The following is a 15,831-nucleotide window of genomic DNA, read 5'->3' as shown; positions in this document are numbered from 1 at the left end:
AATAAACCGCTTTGGATCACGCACAATTACTATCAGCTTTTAGGGAAAAAGGTATTCTTCATCTGAAAGAAGGAAATGGAAAGGTAATCACATTCATGAAGCCAGAACTTTGGAAGGCCGAAATGGGTGAAGACTGGACTTTTTTACTTTTTGATTTATTCCAGATCCGTACGATTTGCGAGCCCTTTTCGGAGGTTTCTCTGGACATTGTAGAATATGCTAACAAGCCGACAGTATATCATAGTCCGGCAAATCGTATTCTTAAAAATGGCCCGATCATAGACGGCGTGCTGAAGTTTAGTCTCATTCTGGAGCCAAACTGGAACAAATTACTGTTTCAAATCTCTCAGCCAGTTCTAGTGAAGTTGGATTCAAAAGAAGATACAGCGCTCCAAACTCCATTATTATTTCCACTTTTGAGTCCCAGCACGAAAGAAATGTATCTGGGACCAGACGGGGATGTCAAAATTATCAAAGGATGAATTTCAAATCACACCTTGACGAATTCGAAGTCTTTGGAAAAGTAGCAAAAGCAGCTGCCGATTTGGGGTTAGAAACCTACGTGGTGGGCGGCTATGTGAGAGACTTGATTTTGAAAAGAGAGAAAAGCGGGCAAAAAGACATAGACTTTACCTGTGTAGGTAGCGGGATAGAATTGGCCAAGGAAGTGGCTAAGCAATACGAGGAGCATGTGCCGCTTTCGGTTTTCAAGAATTTCGGTACAGCGATGCTGAAACTCGACGATTGGGAATTGGAATTTGTCGGAGCTAGAAAAGAATCTTATAGAGCTGATTCAAGAAATCCAATTGTAGAAACTGGCACGCTGCAGGAAGATCTGGAGCGAAGGGACTTCACGATCAATGCGATGGCGATTTCATTAAACGCAGGCAATTATGGTGATCTGCTGGATCCATTTGATGGCTTGTCTGACATCAAAAAGAAATTGATTCGCACCCCGCTCGAACCCAATGTTACCTTTTCGGATGATCCGTTGCGCATGCTTCGTGCGGTTCGCTTTGCTGCTCAGCTGGATTTTGATATCGATGGAGATACATTTTATGCCTTGAGTGAAAATGCCCATCGACTGAAGATCATTTCGGGCGAGCGCATTATCGTAGAACTGAATAAGATAATCGAAGTCCAAAAACCTTCCTACGGATTTAAATTACTATTTGCCGGAAAATTACTCCATGAGTTTTTCCCGGAAATGGTGGATCTGCAAGGCGTAGATTCGGTAGATGACAAGTCCCACAAGGATAATTTCTACCATACGCTTCAAGTACTGGACAATGTTTGTCAGACAAGTGATGATCTTTGGCTGCGTTGGGCGGCAATTTTACATGATATCGCCAAGCCTGCCACCAAGCGCTTCAATAAAAAAGTTGGCTGGACCTTTCATGGTCATGAGGATAAAGGTGCGCGCATGACTCCTGCGATCTTCAGAAGACTGAAGCTTCCTATGGACGATCGGATGAAATATGTGCAGAAACTGGTGAAACTTCACCTTCGGCCTATTGCTTTGGTGAAGGATGAGGTCACTGATTCAGCCTTGAGAAGATTGCTTTTCGAAGCTGGGGATGATATCGATGATCTGATGAAACTTTGCAGGGCAGACGTTACTTCCAAGAATAACAAGAAAGTAAAACGGTATCTGGAGAATTTCGATAAAGTAGCTCAAAAGCTCATCGAAGTGGAGGAGAAAGATCAGGTTAGAAATTTCCAACCGCCTATTTCCGGAGAGGAAATCATGGGGATTTTCGGATTGGAGCCTTCAAAAATCGTTGGAGATATTAAAGAAGAAATTAAAGAAGCTATATTGGAGGGCAAAATTCACAATAATCCTGAACAGGCTCGTGAATTGATGCTGGAGATTGCCAAATCCAAAGGATTGTCCCCAGTGTTAGATCGCCCAAATTCGTAAACTAAATCAAATTCTATCTAAAATGAAGCACGTATTTCTCATGCTGCTTATGGCCTTTTGTGCCAGCACTACTATTGCCCAAACAGCCGATTCTGTTGCCAGACTTGACCCAAAACTCAAGAAAACCCTGAATGCAGCTGATCAGGCCGCTTACCAACTTGCCTTGCGTTACAACGACATGGCGTCTGCGAAGAGCTCTCTTTACGATTTGATTGTCAGAAATCCTGAGGATATCCGATACATAGAGATGTTGGGCTCCCTTTATTACGAATCAGGACAATCCATGTCAGCAGCTCTTGTCTCCATGGATGTGCTGAAAGTCAATGATAAAAGCATTCCTTCTCTAGAGATTGCTGCCTATTCTTTAGAGCAAGTTGGCGCTTTGGAACGATCGCTTCCTTACTTCGAAAGTCTGTATTTGCTGAGCGGTGATAATTTCAGCCTTTACAAAACCGGGTATATTCAATACAGCTTGAAAAAATATCCTGAGGCTTTGAATTCCATGAATATGTTGATTAAAAATGCCAAGCCAGAGGATAAAGTCGGATTTCCTAAATCTCAAACAGAAACGCAGGAAATCAGTATGAAAGCAGCCGCTTTGAATCTGAAAGGAATGATCTACTTGGATCAAGGCTCTAAAACTGAAGCAAAGACGGCATTTGAGGAAGCTATTTCCCTAGAGCCTGCATTTGATTTTGCCAAAGAGAACCTTGCCAAAACAAATTGATCAATTTGCGTAATGAACTCTAAACCGGCAGCGATGCCGGTTTTTTTATGGAAAATTTTATCTGAGTGACTAAGAAATGCCACTGGGATAGTTAGTAAAAGGTAATTGAAAGGAAACTTTTTCTTAACAGCTTGGAGACTTAATTCACAGATCTTTATGGGTTATGGAAAGTCTCAAACGAATTTGCTTTTTGGCTGTAGTTTTATCTTGTTTTTGCTCAGCTATTTCTTTGGCACAAAGCCTAAAATCACTTACTCAACAATTGGATTCAGCATGGATAGTTTCCAAAAGTGCACCAGAATCCGCTTTTGCAGTTGCTTCTGAATTGCTGGAGAAAAGCCGATCCAGTAAAATGGATTCTTTGACAGCCCGAATCCAGCTGTTGCGGGGCAAAATACTTTTTCAATTCGGGATGTTTCAGGAAGCTACAGAAGCATTGTATGAAGCGGAGTACATTTTTGAGAGGGATCTGCAAATGAAGCGTTTGGCTCAGGTAAATAATGTGTTGGGGGAAGTTTACTACAGAATAAAGAATTCCGAAAATGCACTTCAGCGACATGAGCAGGCATTGAAAATCTATAATCAAATCCAGGATGAAGCCGGAGAGGCAGAGACGAAAAGTTACATCGGTGGGATGTTTGAAAAAATGGGTTCTTACCCAAAAGCATTGGAGTATCAGACAGAATCACTTTCACTGTTTGAATCATTGGGGATGAAATCCGAGATTGCTTTTGTCCGGGAGAATATTGGCAGCATTTACGAAGACTTGGAGAAGTATGATTCGGCTTATTCCAATTTTCAAAAAGCATTTTTATTGAATTCTGAATTGGGGGATAGCCTGCGCTTGATTGGAAACCTGAATAATCTTGGGGATGTGCTTCGCAAAACCGGAGATGCTGAAAAAAGCCTGGAGTTTTCCCAAAAGGCTGCTGAAATGAGCCAACGACTAGGAGTGCTTAATTTACAAAAGTCGGCAGTGGTAGATATTTCAAAGGCTTATGCAGAGATGGGGGACTATGAAAACGCCTTCGAATACCTTGAGCAAAGCCGACAACTGAGTGACTTGGTCTTTACCGAGGAGTCCACGCGGCAGCTGGCCATTCAGGAAGCGCAATATAATCTCTTCACCAAAAATCAGCAGATCAAGGAGCTGGAGCAAACACGGATTTTTGATGCAAAAGTCAAATGGTTGTTACTATTTCTAGTCAGCCTGTTATGTGTGTTGAGTTGGGTGATATTCAATCGACAAAAGCTTAAAATCAGAAGTAATAGGGAATTACTGCAGCGACAGGATGAGATATTGGAGGTGAAGGAGCAATTGATCAATACAGAGAAAGAGAACCTAAAGCTGCTGGAATTGAAGATGCAAGCAGAAGATAAAGCACATTCAAGATCTCTTACTGCGCAGACTTTGCATGTCATAGACAAAAATCAGATGCTTGAAGATATTCAGACTAAACTGAAGAGCATATTGGAAGAAGATCCGAAAGAGCAAAAGAAAAGAATCCGAAACCTGATCAAGCAGATTGATTTTAATTTTTCACACGATACAGACTGGGATGACTTCAAGCATACTTTCGAAAAAGTGCATCAGGATTTTTTCAAAAACATACAGGCAAGATCCGGTGGGCTAACTCCGGCAGAAATGAAACTTGCGAGCTTGATGCGTCTGAATTTGAACTCGAAAGAGATCGCTTCTTCTCTGGGGATATCCATGGATAGCCTTCGGATTTCCCGATATCGGCTTCGTAAAAAATTGAACCTAAAAAAGGACGATAGTTTACAGCAATTTCTTCTTTGTATATGATTTACAATTTGTTAATCTGTTTTTAACATGATGTAATTGTTTGTTTTTCAAATGATTAGGATAGTTTTTTCAAATTCTGTTTAGGTTCTGTTAACGGTCACTTTCTCTATTGTTGCCCAATTGATAACGGTGTATTCTAGTCCAACGCCACCATCGGAGCTAACATTGTAGCATCATAACCATTCAAAATCTTATGTCAACAAACAGACTAATTTATGGGCTAGCAGCACTGGGGATTCTCGTAAGTTCCTGTAGTAAGCCAGTTCAACAACAAGAGGAAGTAGTAGCAGTAGAACAAAGCTTAGTGAAGCCAATCTACGTGACAGACTCGGTGATTCATGATACTGATGATCCAGCAATTTGGGTGAATCCTTCAGATCCAAGCAAAAGCCTGATCATCGGTACTGATAAGGATGCCGAGGGCGCTCTTTATGTATTTGACCTGAAAGGCAAAGCAATCGATTCACTGATAGTACGGGATATCCAGCGTCCCAATAATGTGGATGTGGGATACGGATTAGATCTAGAGGATCGCACCGTGGACTTTGCAGTTACCGGAGAGCGAATGACATCCAAATTGAGGTTTTTCAGCCTTCCGGATATGAAGGAGATAAATGTTGGAGGAATTGAAGTGTATGAAGGCGAAACCAGTCCTGATTACAGAGATCTGATGGGAGTTGCTCTTTTTCAAGACAAAACCACCGGTAAGAATTATGTAATCGCCGGAAGAAAAAATGGACCGACTGATGGGACTTACTTATGGCAATATGAGATCCTTGGTCAAAATGGTGAAATCAATCTGAATCTAGTCCGGAAGTTTGGCTCTTACTCTGGTAAGAAAGAAATAGAAGCAATAGCCGTAGATGCTGAATTAGGATATATCTATTATTCCGACGAAGGAGTTGGAGTGAAAAAGTACTACGCTGATCCTGAGAAAGGAAATGAAGAATTGGCATTTTTTGCCCAAGAGGGATTTTCTGATGATCACGAGGGAATCTCCATTTATAAGCTGGATGATACCACTGGATACATTTTAGTATCGGACCAAGGTTCAAATCTTTTCCATGTTTTCCCAAGGGAAGGTTCTGCTTCCAATCCACATGAGCATAGCTTAATCACCAAAATCGCCGCAAGTACAATTTCCAGTGACGGGTCCGAATCCATCAGTTTGGCTTTGGGTCCTGATTTTCCTCACGGACTTTTTGTAGCCATGTCAGATGACAAAACCTTCCAGATCTATCGCTGGGAAGACATGGCTGGTGACATTTTAAAATCAAAAAATTAATCTTTCAACCTCATAGTTATGAAAAATCAATTACTAAGAGCAATTACCTTGATCGCGGCTTTTTGCCTGAGTCATCAGATGCTAGCGCAGGGTGTTTTAAGAGGTAGGGTTATCGATGCACAGAACCTATCCATGCCAGGTGCAAATGTTATTTTGAAGGGGACCACAATTGGTACTATCACCAATCAAACTGGAGATTTCTCCATTGTTGACCTTCCAGCAGGATCTTATGAAGTAGAAGTGTCTTACTTGGGTTATGGTTCTTTGATCCATGATACTGAAGTAGAAAATGGCCAGACTACCATTCTGAATTTCAAACTGGATGAGACCACCATCGAAAGCTTGGAATTTGTAGTGATGGGTGATCGGCTGAAAGGTCAGGCTAAAGCACTTAACCAACAAAAGAACAATGCAAATATCACCAATGTGGTTTCCTCTGATCAAATCGGCCGTTTTCCGGATGCAAATATTGGGGATGCGCTGAAAAGAATTCCCGGTATCACCATGCAAAATGATCAGGGTGAAGCTAGAAATATCATTATACGCGGACTTGCGCCTCAGCTAAATTCTGTGACTTTGAATGGGGAAAGACTTCCTTCTGCAGAAGGAGATAACAGAAATGTACAGATGGATTTGATTCCATCAGACATGATCCAGACTATTGAAGTGAACAAAGCTGTACTTCCAAGTATGGATGCAGATGCCATCGGAGGCTCAGTCAATTTGGTTACTCGCCAAGCTCCCAATGCGTTGCGGGTCTCAGGAACTGCTGCTTCAGGTATCAATTTGCTGTCTAATAAACCAATTTGGACAGGTGGGTTGATCATCGGGAAGCGTTTCTTTAATGATAAACTCGGGGCTATTTTTTCCGGATCTTACAACAATCACAACTTCGGTTCGGACAATGTGGAAGCAACTTGGTATGAATCTGAAAATGGAGTTGCCCTGGAAGATTTTGAAATTCGGGAATATCAGGTGCAGCGGGTGAGAAGGTCCGCAAGCGCTGCATTTGATTACCAGCTGAACGACAGTCACACCTTATTTCTATCGGGGATGTACAATCATCGTGACGATTGGGAAAACAGATTTGCAATGCAGGTAAGCGAACTTGATGACATGTTTGACGAAGGTGATTTTACAGAGATAAGTTCTGGAAAATTCAATGGTACCGGAAGAGTAGAATATCAAACTAAAGGAGGGTCGGATGATAAGCGAAATGACAATGCTCGTCTAGAAGATCAGAGGGTTTACAACGTGACTCTCGGCGGGGACCATCTTTTCAATAAACTGAAAATGGACTGGAATGTGACCTACGCGAGGGCTTCTGAAACCAGACCTTATGAGCGATACATTGCCTATAGGTCTTCCGGTCAAGCAGTAGAAGTGGACCTTTCCAATTCCCGCAAGCCTTTTGCATACCTTCAAAATCCTGCTGATAATCTGAATATGGAGTTTAATTCAATGAGTGAAGAGCGCGGATTTACCTTTGACCAAGATATGAATGCCAAGCTGGACTTCAAGCTTCCCTATAGTCCAAAGGGTATATTGCAGTTTGGAGGAAGGTATAGAGGCAAAGTAAAAGAGCGTGACAATAACTACTTTGAGTATGAGCCCCTGGACGAAGATGCTTTTGGTGCAACGCTGGGAGATGTGCCTACCAGAGACTATAGCAACCCTGATTTTCTTGCAGGCTCTCAATATCAGGTAGGTTCTTTTGCCACTCCTGAATTCCTTGGAAGTATAAATTTGAAAGATGCTAACCAATTTGAGGAGTCTGACCTATTGGAAGAATATATTCCTGGTAATTATGATGCAACAGAAACAATTACGGCTGCTTACCTGATGGCAGATCATCAGTTTACGGAGAAATTTTCTGCGATAGCGGGTCTAAGGTTTGAACATACCGCTATTGATTATAATGGAAATGTTTTTGATATAGATAACGAAGAAGTATCATCTGCTGAAGGAACGCAGCAGTACTCTAATTTGATGCCGGGTGTCCACTTGAAATACGATTTCACACCAAACAGTATTTTGAGATTTGCATGGACTAATACCATCGCTAGACCTAATTATTTTGATTTGGTTCCCTATGCGGAGTTCAGCCCTGAAGATCAGGAGCTTTCACGTGGTAATCCTAACCTGAAGGCTACTACAGCAATGAATTTTGATGTAATGGGTGAGCAATACTTCGATAATATAGGCTTGTTTTCCTTTGGAGGATTTTATAAGAATCTGGATGATTTTGTCTATACGATCACTTCCCAAAGTTACAATGACCCAGTTTTCGGTGAGGATCTTCAGTACTCCAGACCAGAAAACGGAGGAACTGCCAATATTTATGGTTTAGAAGCTTCTATACAGCGTCAATTGTGGAAAGGTTTTGGGATTTACATGAATTACACCTTCACCAAGTCCAGTACCACAGGAATCGAAGGCAGAGATGGAGAAGATATAGAATTGCCTGGCACGGCGGACAATATGTTCAACGCATCCCTCTCCTATGAAAATGAGCGTTTGGTGGTTCGGGTGTCATTAAATTATGCTTCTGATTACCTGGATGAGCTAGGCGGAGATGCATTTGAAGATCGTTACTATGATAAGCAGACCTTCTTGGATGTGAATGCTTCCTATGCTATCAATCCTAAATGGAGGGTGTTTTTCGAAGGAAACAACCTGACAAATCAGCCTCTAAGGTATTATCAGGGAATAAGTTCCCGTACGATGCAGATGGAGTACTACAATGCTCGTCTTAACTTCGGTCTGAAGTTCGACTTGTTTGAATAGAAAGATATCAAAAACAAAAAAGGTCGCCGGATAGTAATCTGGCGACCTTTTTTTTTGAAGTCATTTACTTCAGCTGAGAAATAAATAATAAGCTATGAGTGTGGTCAGTAAAGAAATGGCGAAGCTAAGCGAAAGGATTTTCGGATAGTTCGTTGTCCATTGTTTTTTTTTGGTTTCACCTTCTATGATTAATTGTCTGTTAGGCCGCACTACTTCTTGAACCAGGGCTAGGCATCCCAGAAAGTAAATGGATAATATGAGTAAAAAACTTGCTACTAGTTCCATGTTATTCAAATTTGGATTTCAAATGTAATGGCATTTCTGCAAGAAGTGTTTGAAAAAAAGAAACTTAACAATTTGATAATGAGAAAAAAAAAGAGGCTAGTCCTTTTGGCTAGCCTCTTTTTTAAGCAAATCTGTTTGTCAATAAAGGTTTACAAAGGAAATCTTGGTTCTAAAATTTCCAAATAATCCAATGTTATTTAATTAGTCCTTAAGTGGTGATTCGATCATTTGACCCATTCGGATTTTACCGTCTAAGCTGTTTGCTAGTTCTATTCTGTCTAGCTTAGTTACTCTGGCCGAAGAAGGTGTTCCTGTGATTTGTTCGATGGCTGTTCTAAGCATAATCTCATTCACGTCTCCAAGGGTTTGTAATCGCTCCGTATTTTCGTTGATAGCTACGTTTGGCACAAAACCAGTTGTGTAATCTGATTGGTCGAGACTGTTGAAGCTTTGTGAAATTATAGGTAATAGTCCATAAGCATTTTTTGGATTCTCCTCATCTTCAATCGCAATAGATCCTACATTCTTACCATAGGTGACATCTCCAATTAAGAAAACATCCATGTAAGGCTTTAGCCCATTGATGATTAATTCAGAGGCGGACGCCGTTCCGCTACTAGTCAGAACGTATAAACGATTGCCTGTAAGAATGTTTCCTAGGTTTTGTGGCTTGTTTAAGAAATTTCTGTTGTCGTTCCTTAATCCTTCTACATTTTCCATGAGAAATGAATTGTATTTCGTCTTGGAGAAAATGTCTGAGCTCGACACACCTGGTCCAATCAAGCTGGCTAAATTAACTGCAGAGGATACAAATCCTCCGCCATTATAGCGTAAATCCAAGACCAAATTATTGATATTTTCAGCTTTCATCTTTTCGAAAACAGCGTCCATTTCTTGGTCATACTTTGTGTTATCATCAGTCGTGCCAGGAGCAAAGAAATTATACACTACATAGCCGATTTTCTGATCACCTATGGTATAAACGCTATCTAGGAAATTGGGATCTTCTGAGAATTGTACCGGAGTGATGGAGAGATCTTCCTTAGGTTCATAAGCTGAAGTCTCTTCATTGAATCTGAGTGTAGAGATAGTATGGGTTATTCCTGTCTGTCCTCGCAGTTCACTGAAATTACTTCTGGATAATCGTGTTCCATTGATTGAAATGATCAGATCGCCTCTTTTCAGGTCAAGGGAAGAAGAAGGGCTATTTTCCTTAGTGTAGATAACTTCTCCATAAACGTCGTCTGAGTCAGCTACTCCATACCATTTTGCTTCGTAACCTGGATCAAGGGAAATGCCTTGAAGTGAATTGATCAGCTCCTGATAATCAGGGTAAATGACTGAAAACCGATCAGTAGGAATATTTAATAAGGAGTTGAAATAGGCTGTTGGATCAGAAGTTTTAGCAATTGGAGTTCGCATATTCTCCCTCCAGTAATAGACTTCGTTCATTACAGCGAAGATCCAATTATTGATGTCCTCTTCTAGCGTAGGTTCCGTAGGCTCTTCGATGATGGGATCTTGATCTTCATCTTTATCGCAGCTCCAAAGTAATCCGCTCAGGATCACAGCAAAGAGAGCTCTGGTAATTAGGGTAGATTTCATATTTGGGAAGTTTTGCTTTTTACAAACGACTGAATTCCTTTTCTGGTTGATCAGGTATTATTATTATTAATATGATTATCCGCAATGATGCCAGTAGCCATATTTTCCTTGGTTTTTTGGCTTGAAGACCGATGACGGATGACCGAAGTAGCCTCAATGCTAGTGTTGACCAAATCCTATAATGCTTTAGTCTCTTTACTGGCAAAAAAGCGGATATACATAATTATCAATAAGAAGAACCGTACGAAACGTCGTGTGTCTTACTATCTTGAAGTTCTCCTTTCTCACATTTCAATACTCGATATGGGTACTTACGAAGTAAATCATAATTATGGGTTGCCATCAATATAGCAGTTCCCTTTTTATTTATTTCCTGGAAAAGCTTAAAGATCCCATCTGCTACATCAGGATCAAGATTTCCAGTTGGTTCATCAGCAAGTAGAATTGACGGTTCATTGAGCAAAGCTCTTGCTATCACGACACGCTGTTGCTCTCCACCCGATAGCTGATGAGGCATTTTGCTGGAAGCATTGTTCAATCCTACCAAAAGTAGCACTTCAGCCATTCGGGCATTTATCTTTGATTTGTCTTTCCAGCCCGTAGCTCTCATCACGAAAGCTAGATTCTCTGCTACCGAGCGGTCATTGAAGAGTTGGAAATCTTGGAAAATAATCCCGATTTTCCTTCTCAAGAAAGGTATTTCCTTGGTCTTTATTTTTTCAAGGTTGAACCCAGCTACCTCAGCACTACCGCTTTTCAACTCCAAATCGGCATAAAGTGTTTTAAGCAGGGAGCTTTTTCCACTGCCGGTTCTGCCGATCAGAAATACAAATTCATGCTGCTCCACAGAGAAGTTTACATCAGTCAGGATAGGGTCTATACCTTGAAAGATCGTTGCTTGATTTACCTGAAGTACAGGCTGAGTACTGAAATCCATTCTTATAGTTCTAGTTTTTGCAATTTCCCAAACGGAAGCTCTTTGATTAACGCTTCCAATTCATCTTCCTTTCCTTCTAGCCCAAATTTCTCCATCTTTTTTAATGGCCTATCAGCTCTGAAATAGGCTACCAATACAAAGTTTTCATCTCTGATCTGTATGTAGTCTGGAATTTTAGCTTTGCCTTTTACTTTTATTATATACATAGGGGAAATTAAAAAAAGACCGACAAAAGCCGGTCTTTTACAAGTTATTTTCCAGCTGCTTTGGCATGGTCTGCCAAAAACGTTGCCAAACCAGAATCAGTTAAAGGGTGGTTTAACAGACCGGTGATTACTTTCAATGGGCAGGTCACTACATCAGCGCCTACTTCAGCACATTTCAGCAAGTGCATGGTATGTCTAACAGAAGCTGCAAGAACTTCGGTCTCGAAGCCGTAGTTACCATAAATATGTACGATTTGAGCGATCAGGTCCATGCCGTCAAACGCGATATCGTCTAATCTTCCGATGAAAGGAGAAACGTAGGAAGCTCCAGCTTTAGCTGCCAAAAGAGCCTGTCCAGCAGAGAAAATCAAGGTACAGTTGGTACGGATTCCCTCACTCTGGAAGTATTTAAGTGCTTTTAGACCATCTTTGACCATAGGGATTTTCACTACGATTTTGTCATCGATTTTTGCCAGCTCTTTCCCCTCTTTCACCATTCCGTCAAAGTCTGTGGCGATGACTTCAGCGCTTACTTTATCATCTACGATATCACAGATCGCTTTGTAGTGAGCTCTTACTTTTTCATCACCGCTGATGCCTTCTTTGGCCATCAGGGAAGGGTTGGTAGTTACGCCATCTAAAACTCCTAGGTCATAAGCTTCGCGAATGTCACCTAGATTGGCTGTGTCAATAAAGAATTTCATGTTTGAATTGTTTAATAGGTTTTGAAACCTCTTTTCATAGGCTTGTTCCGAGCGTCCTAAAATTTTGAAGTAGCGTAAAAGCCTATTTGAAGGATGATTTCAAATGGATTTGATTGTAGGAAACAAAGTTAGAAGATTAATCAAGATTTGGAACTTGATTCTAGAAGCCCGGGAAAAAATAGGGCAAAAAAGAAGCGGCATCGCACCGCTCAACCACCTACCCTTGCTTCCTTCCGGACCTGGGGGATTCAGCAGGAGCTGGTCGTGCCGCCGGCGCAAAGGTAAGGAGAAAATGATCCTTTACAATATTACTACGCTATTTTCAATCCTTTTGAGGTTTTGAGTCTGACAATGAGGTAGATTAATTTCAAATTTGAAATCTCAAATTTGAAATTACCGAGTTTTCGCCAAGTGCATTTGGAATTCCAGTACGTTGCAGTGGATGAATTCATCCGCAGCCAGGTCCTCAAAAATCTCTTCGTCAAACTCCATGTCAGTTTTTTCGATTTTTCCATCAGGTTGAACTATCAATTCAATTCCTGTAAAATCTTCAGGATTCACCTGAACCAAAACTTGATAATCGTCAAATACTCGCTTGAAATACTGTGGAAATGCTTTTGCCATGATACTAATGAGTGAAAGGTGCGAAATTACTCATTTGGTCCAATTGGATAATAGCTTGAGTAATATATCATCACATCCGATGGATTGCTCTGGGTTACTTTAATTCTTTCAAAGACGAAAAATGCCTGAGTCAAAAAATCTTTCTCATTTAAAGGTTTCACTGGACTGATTGCATGGTTTTCTACTTTGAATAGCGTTCCGTTTGGGCCTATTATTTCATATCCGTTTGCGTCTCTTTTCTTTTTGACTTTGTAAACTTCTCCATCTACGAATTCAAATCTTGCACTACCCCAGAAATAGCTTCCCCGTCCTCTGGCGATTTGCAGATTGGTTTTAGGTTCTACAATTCGCGCCTTCTTAATTTGATTATCGTCGTGGTTGAAAAACAAATGGAATGTTCGTCCTTCAAAATCAAGGTCAGCGTAGCGATAGCCCCTGTCAATTTCCATTTTAGCTTCTTCTCCTGAATCAGCTTTAAAATTTACTTGATGCATGGGAGCAGTCCATTCTGCTGAAGATTGTGCCTTTGCAATTCCTGGAATCACAAAAACTAGTGTTAGGAGGAGTAGGGTATATTTCATTTTAGTTACCGTTATTTACTAGTCGTCAACGTGTTAAGGTTTTTATAGTTTCAGACACTAGCCCTTGTGAACCCCCTTTGTTTAAGTTTTTGAATTAGCAAAGCTTAAATTTTTGATAAAAAAGATGTGCGGATGCTTTGTCCTTAAGATTCCCTTTCTAAATTTGCGCTCATTCTTATGAAAACAATTGCAAACAAATACTGGTGGTGGCATTCTTACTCTTTCCAAAAGGAAGTTTAGAAAGCCCCTGCATTTGATTTTGCATTACGATATAGTATAAAAGGCTTACTGGATTTCCGGTAAGCCTTTTTTCATGAAAAAATATCTACGAAATGACTCGAATAAAACTACCGATTTTGACGACCTACAGAAAGCGACTGGCAGATACCATCACGCCTGTAAGTATTTATTTGCAGATCAGAGATCGTTTTGCCAATCCGATTCTGTTAGAAAGTTCTGATTATCATGGGCAGGAAAACAGCTATTCCTACATCTGTTTTAATCCTTTGGCTACTTTCAAGTTTAATGCTGGAAAAGTGGAGGAAACCTTGCCTCTTGGGCATTCAGTTTCCTACGAAGTGAGCTCTGACCAGAAGTTGATGGAGAGTTTACGAGCCTTCGGGAGCAAGTTTGACACCGGACAGGATGGCTTCAAATTCAGTTCAAATGGACTTTTTGGTTACATTCAGTATGATTCGGTAGCCTATTTTGAAGATATCAGCCTGCAGAATACCAAACCATCTGATGTCCCGATGATGCAATATTCAGTCTATCAGAATATCATCGTGGTGGATCATTATAAGAATGAGCTTCACTTATTGGAGCATAGAGTAGCAGGTGCAGAGAATCCCGAACTCATGGATGAAATCGAGCGCTTGCTATCGAATAAAAATATTCCAAGCTATACATTCAAAAGAGAGGGAGAAGAAAGCTCAAACTATACTGATGAGGAATTTTTGAAGATTCTGAATCAAGGTCGCGAGCATTGCTTTAAAGGTGATGTGTTCCAGATTGTTCTTTCCAGGCGATTCAGTACGGCTTTCAAAGGTGATGAATTCAATGTTTATCGCGCACTTAGATCGGTTAATCCCTCTCCGTATTTATTCTATTTTGACTACGGTTCCTTCAAGGTTTTTGGTAGCTCACCAGAAGCCCAAATAGTGGTTAAAGATAAAAAAGCAACGATTTATCCGATTGCCGGGACTTTTCGAAGAACCGGAAATGATCAGGAAGATGCTGTTTTGGCTCGCAAGCTTTATGACGATCCAAAAGAAAATTCGGAGCATGTGATGTTGGTGGATTTGGCGAGAAATGACTTGAGCAGATCTTCTGAGAAAGTCACTGTAGATGTCTTCAAAGAGATTCAATATTACTCCCATGTGATCCACTTGGTATCCAAAGTGACTGGGGAACTTCCAGAAAACACTAATCCGCTGCAGTTGGTAGCAGATACCTTTCCGGCAGGCACACTTTCAGGTGCTCCTAAGTATAGAGCTATGCAGTTGATAGATGAGCTGGAGAATGTTTCCCGGGAGTTTTACGGAGGAGCCATTGGTTACTTAGGCTTCAATGGAGATTTCAACCATGCGATATTGATCAGATCATTTGTTTCAGAAAACAATCAATTGAGATTTCAGGCAGGTGCTGGGGTCGTCGCCAAATCAACCATTCCATCCGAACTGCAAGAAGTCGCAAATAAGTTGGAAGCGCTTAGAGTGGCGCTGAGGACGGCGGAAGGGATATAAATCTTCCAATTTTCCAATCTTCCAATCTTTCAATTAATTAAAATGAAAATCCTCGTCCTAGATAATTACGATTCCTTTACCTACAACCTGGTTTATATTGTCCGCCAGCTTGGTTATGGTGAAACTATGGATGTTTTCCGAAATGATAAAATCAGTTTAGAAGATGTCTCTCAGTACGATAAAATAATTTTATCTCCCGGTCCAGGCGTTCCGGAAGATGCAGGTATTATGCCTGAGCTCTTGAAAAAATATGCTTCCAGCAAGTCAATTTTAGGAGTTTGTCTCGGTCATCAAGCGATCGGTGAAGCATTTGGTGGAGACTTGATCAATTTGTCAGAAGTGCTTCACGGAGTGGCTTCTATTGTAAAAGTGGAGGATGATTTGCTTTTCAAAGACGTTCCCGATACTTTTAGTATTGGTAGATATCACTCCTGGGTTGTCAATGAAAACACCCTTTCTCATGACCTGGAAGTAATAGCACGCACGCCCGATAATCAAATCATGGCTATTCGCCACAAGCAGTTTGATGTCCGTGGCCTACAGTTCCACCCAGAAAGCATTCTCACTGAGAATGGAGTTCAAATCATAAAGAACTGGTTGGAAAATTAATTGTAAAA

14 protein-coding genes and 1 other RNA gene are annotated in these 15,831 nt (G+C 40.9%); 8 read left to right on the top strand and 7 right to left on the bottom strand.

What is annotated here, in order from left to right; translation table 11 throughout:
* Window positions 1-11: 11 nt before the first annotated feature.
* The 6 genes from BM386_RS05285 (at window position 12) to BM386_RS05260 (ending at window position 8,527) form a co-directional block, all read left to right on the top strand.
* On the top strand, window positions 12-482 hold the full coding sequence (locus BM386_RS05285; RefSeq protein ID WP_091692054.1) for a hypothetical protein: 471 nt from the start codon (window positions 12-14) through the stop codon (window positions 480-482).
* Window positions 479-1,921, top strand: coding sequence for a CCA tRNA nucleotidyltransferase (locus BM386_RS05280; protein ID WP_091692053.1), 1,443 nt, complete (start codon window positions 479-481; stop codon window positions 1,919-1,921). The genes BM386_RS05285 and BM386_RS05280 overlap by 4 nt, the downstream gene beginning before the upstream one ends.
* Before the next feature lie 22 nt (window positions 1,922-1,943).
* Entirely contained in the window at window positions 1,944-2,648 is a 705-nt protein-coding gene (locus tag BM386_RS05275; RefSeq protein ID WP_091692052.1) for a tetratricopeptide repeat protein, read from the top strand.
* Between the two features lie 163 nt (window positions 2,649-2,811).
* Entirely contained in the window at window positions 2,812-4,455 is a 1,644-nt protein-coding gene (locus BM386_RS05270; RefSeq protein WP_091692051.1) for a tetratricopeptide repeat protein, read from the top strand.
* A gap of 193 nt (window positions 4,456-4,648) precedes the next feature.
* Window positions 4,649-5,740: a phytase gene (locus BM386_RS05265; protein ID WP_091692050.1), complete on the top strand. Its 1,092-nt coding sequence runs from the start codon at window positions 4,649-4,651 to the stop codon at window positions 5,738-5,740.
* Window positions 5,741-5,758: 18 nt separating this feature from the next.
* Complete coding sequence (locus tag BM386_RS05260; protein ID WP_091692049.1) at window positions 5,759-8,527, top strand: TonB-dependent receptor; 2,769 nt, start codon at window positions 5,759-5,761, stop codon at window positions 8,525-8,527.
* 486 nt (window positions 8,528-9,013) lie between these two features.
* Here BM386_RS05260 and BM386_RS05250 read toward each other — a convergent pair whose 3' ends face one another.
* The 7 genes from BM386_RS05250 to BM386_RS05220 all read right to left on the bottom strand — a co-directional run bounded on the left by BM386_RS05250 (window position 9,014) and on the right by BM386_RS05220 (window position 13,469).
* Window positions 9,014-10,417, bottom strand: coding sequence for a S41 family peptidase (locus BM386_RS05250; protein WP_091692047.1), 1,404 nt, complete (start codon window positions 10,415-10,417; stop codon window positions 9,014-9,016).
* Window positions 10,418-10,643: 226 nt separating this feature from the next.
* Entirely contained in the window at window positions 10,644-11,354 is a 711-nt protein-coding gene (locus BM386_RS05245; RefSeq protein WP_091692046.1) for a cell division ATP-binding protein FtsE, read from the bottom strand.
* Between the two features lie 2 nt (window positions 11,355-11,356).
* Window positions 11,357-11,560, bottom strand: coding sequence for a fructose-6-phosphate aldolase (locus BM386_RS05240; protein ID WP_091692045.1), 204 nt, complete (start codon window positions 11,558-11,560; stop codon window positions 11,357-11,359).
* Window positions 11,561-11,604: 44 nt separating this feature from the next.
* Window positions 11,605-12,264, bottom strand: coding sequence for a fructose-6-phosphate aldolase (gene fsa / locus BM386_RS05235; RefSeq protein ID WP_091692044.1), 660 nt, complete (start codon window positions 12,262-12,264; stop codon window positions 11,605-11,607).
* A gap of 188 nt (window positions 12,265-12,452) precedes the next feature.
* An RNA gene (gene ffs, locus BM386_RS05230) (signal recognition particle sRNA small type) lies at window positions 12,453-12,538 on the bottom strand.
* 119 nt (window positions 12,539-12,657) lie between these two features.
* Window positions 12,658-12,888 (bottom strand): hypothetical protein, encoded by a 231-nt coding sequence (locus BM386_RS05225; RefSeq protein ID WP_091692043.1) that lies wholly within the window; start codon window positions 12,886-12,888, stop codon window positions 12,658-12,660.
* Window positions 12,889-12,914: 26 nt separating this feature from the next.
* The gene (locus BM386_RS05220; RefSeq protein WP_091692042.1) at window positions 12,915-13,469 is read right to left on the bottom strand and encodes a hypothetical protein; all 555 of its coding nucleotides are present in this window, start codon (window positions 13,467-13,469) and stop codon (window positions 12,915-12,917) included.
* 332 nt (window positions 13,470-13,801) lie between these two features.
* On the opposite strand from BM386_RS05220, the gene BM386_RS05215 reads away from it, so the two are divergent.
* Complete coding sequence (locus BM386_RS05215; RefSeq protein WP_091692041.1) at window positions 13,802-15,214, top strand: anthranilate synthase component I family protein; 1,413 nt, start codon at window positions 13,802-13,804, stop codon at window positions 15,212-15,214.
* Window positions 15,215-15,256: 42 nt separating this feature from the next.
* Window positions 15,257-15,823: an anthranilate synthase component II gene (locus BM386_RS05210; protein WP_091692040.1), complete on the top strand. Its 567-nt coding sequence runs from the start codon at window positions 15,257-15,259 to the stop codon at window positions 15,821-15,823.
* Window positions 15,824-15,831 lie beyond the last annotated feature (8 nt).

It is taken from the genome of Algoriphagus locisalis (genome assembly GCF_900116615.1).
Classification (GTDB): Bacteria; Bacteroidota; Bacteroidia; order Cytophagales; family Cyclobacteriaceae; genus Algoriphagus; species Algoriphagus locisalis.
Note: the sequence above shows the minus strand (reverse complement) of the source record. Positions and strands in the feature narration are given on the sequence as shown.

What these genes read in the sequence shown, in the direction of transcription:
- BM386_RS05215 (WP_091692041.1), top strand. Translation starts at nt 13,802, where the DNA reads ATGACTCGAATAAAACTACCGATTTTGACGACCTACAGAAAGCGACTG.
- BM386_RS05260 (WP_091692049.1), top strand. Translation starts at nt 5,759, where the DNA reads ATGAAAAATCAATTACTAAGAGCAATTACCTTGATCGCGGCTTTTTGC.
- BM386_RS05280 (WP_091692053.1), top strand. Translation starts at nt 479, where the DNA reads ATGAATTTCAAATCACACCTTGACGAATTCGAAGTCTTTGGAAAAGTA.
- BM386_RS05210 (WP_091692040.1), top strand. Translation starts at nt 15,257, where the DNA reads ATGAAAATCCTCGTCCTAGATAATTACGATTCCTTTACCTACAACCTG.
- BM386_RS05270 (WP_091692051.1), top strand. Translation starts at nt 2,812, where the DNA reads ATGGAAAGTCTCAAACGAATTTGCTTTTTGGCTGTAGTTTTATCTTGT.
- fsa (WP_091692044.1), bottom strand. Translation starts at nt 12,264, where the DNA reads ATGAAATTCTTTATTGACACAGCCAATCTAGGTGACATTCGCGAAGCT.
- BM386_RS05225 (WP_091692043.1), bottom strand. Translation starts at nt 12,888, where the DNA reads ATGGCAAAAGCATTTCCACAGTATTTCAAGCGAGTATTTGACGATTAT.
- BM386_RS05220 (WP_091692042.1), bottom strand. Translation starts at nt 13,469, where the DNA reads ATGAAATATACCCTACTCCTCCTAACACTAGTTTTTGTGATTCCAGGA.
- BM386_RS05250 (WP_091692047.1), bottom strand. Translation starts at nt 10,417, where the DNA reads ATGAAATCTACCCTAATTACCAGAGCTCTCTTTGCTGTGATCCTGAGC.
- BM386_RS05240 (WP_091692045.1), bottom strand. Translation starts at nt 11,560, where the DNA reads ATGTATATAATAAAAGTAAAAGGCAAAGCTAAAATTCCAGACTACATA.
- BM386_RS05245 (WP_091692046.1), bottom strand. Translation starts at nt 11,354, where the DNA reads ATGGATTTCAGTACTCAGCCTGTACTTCAGGTAAATCAAGCAACGATC.
- BM386_RS05275 (WP_091692052.1), top strand. Translation starts at nt 1,944, where the DNA reads ATGAAGCACGTATTTCTCATGCTGCTTATGGCCTTTTGTGCCAGCACT.
- BM386_RS05265 (WP_091692050.1), top strand. Translation starts at nt 4,649, where the DNA reads ATGTCAACAAACAGACTAATTTATGGGCTAGCAGCACTGGGGATTCTC.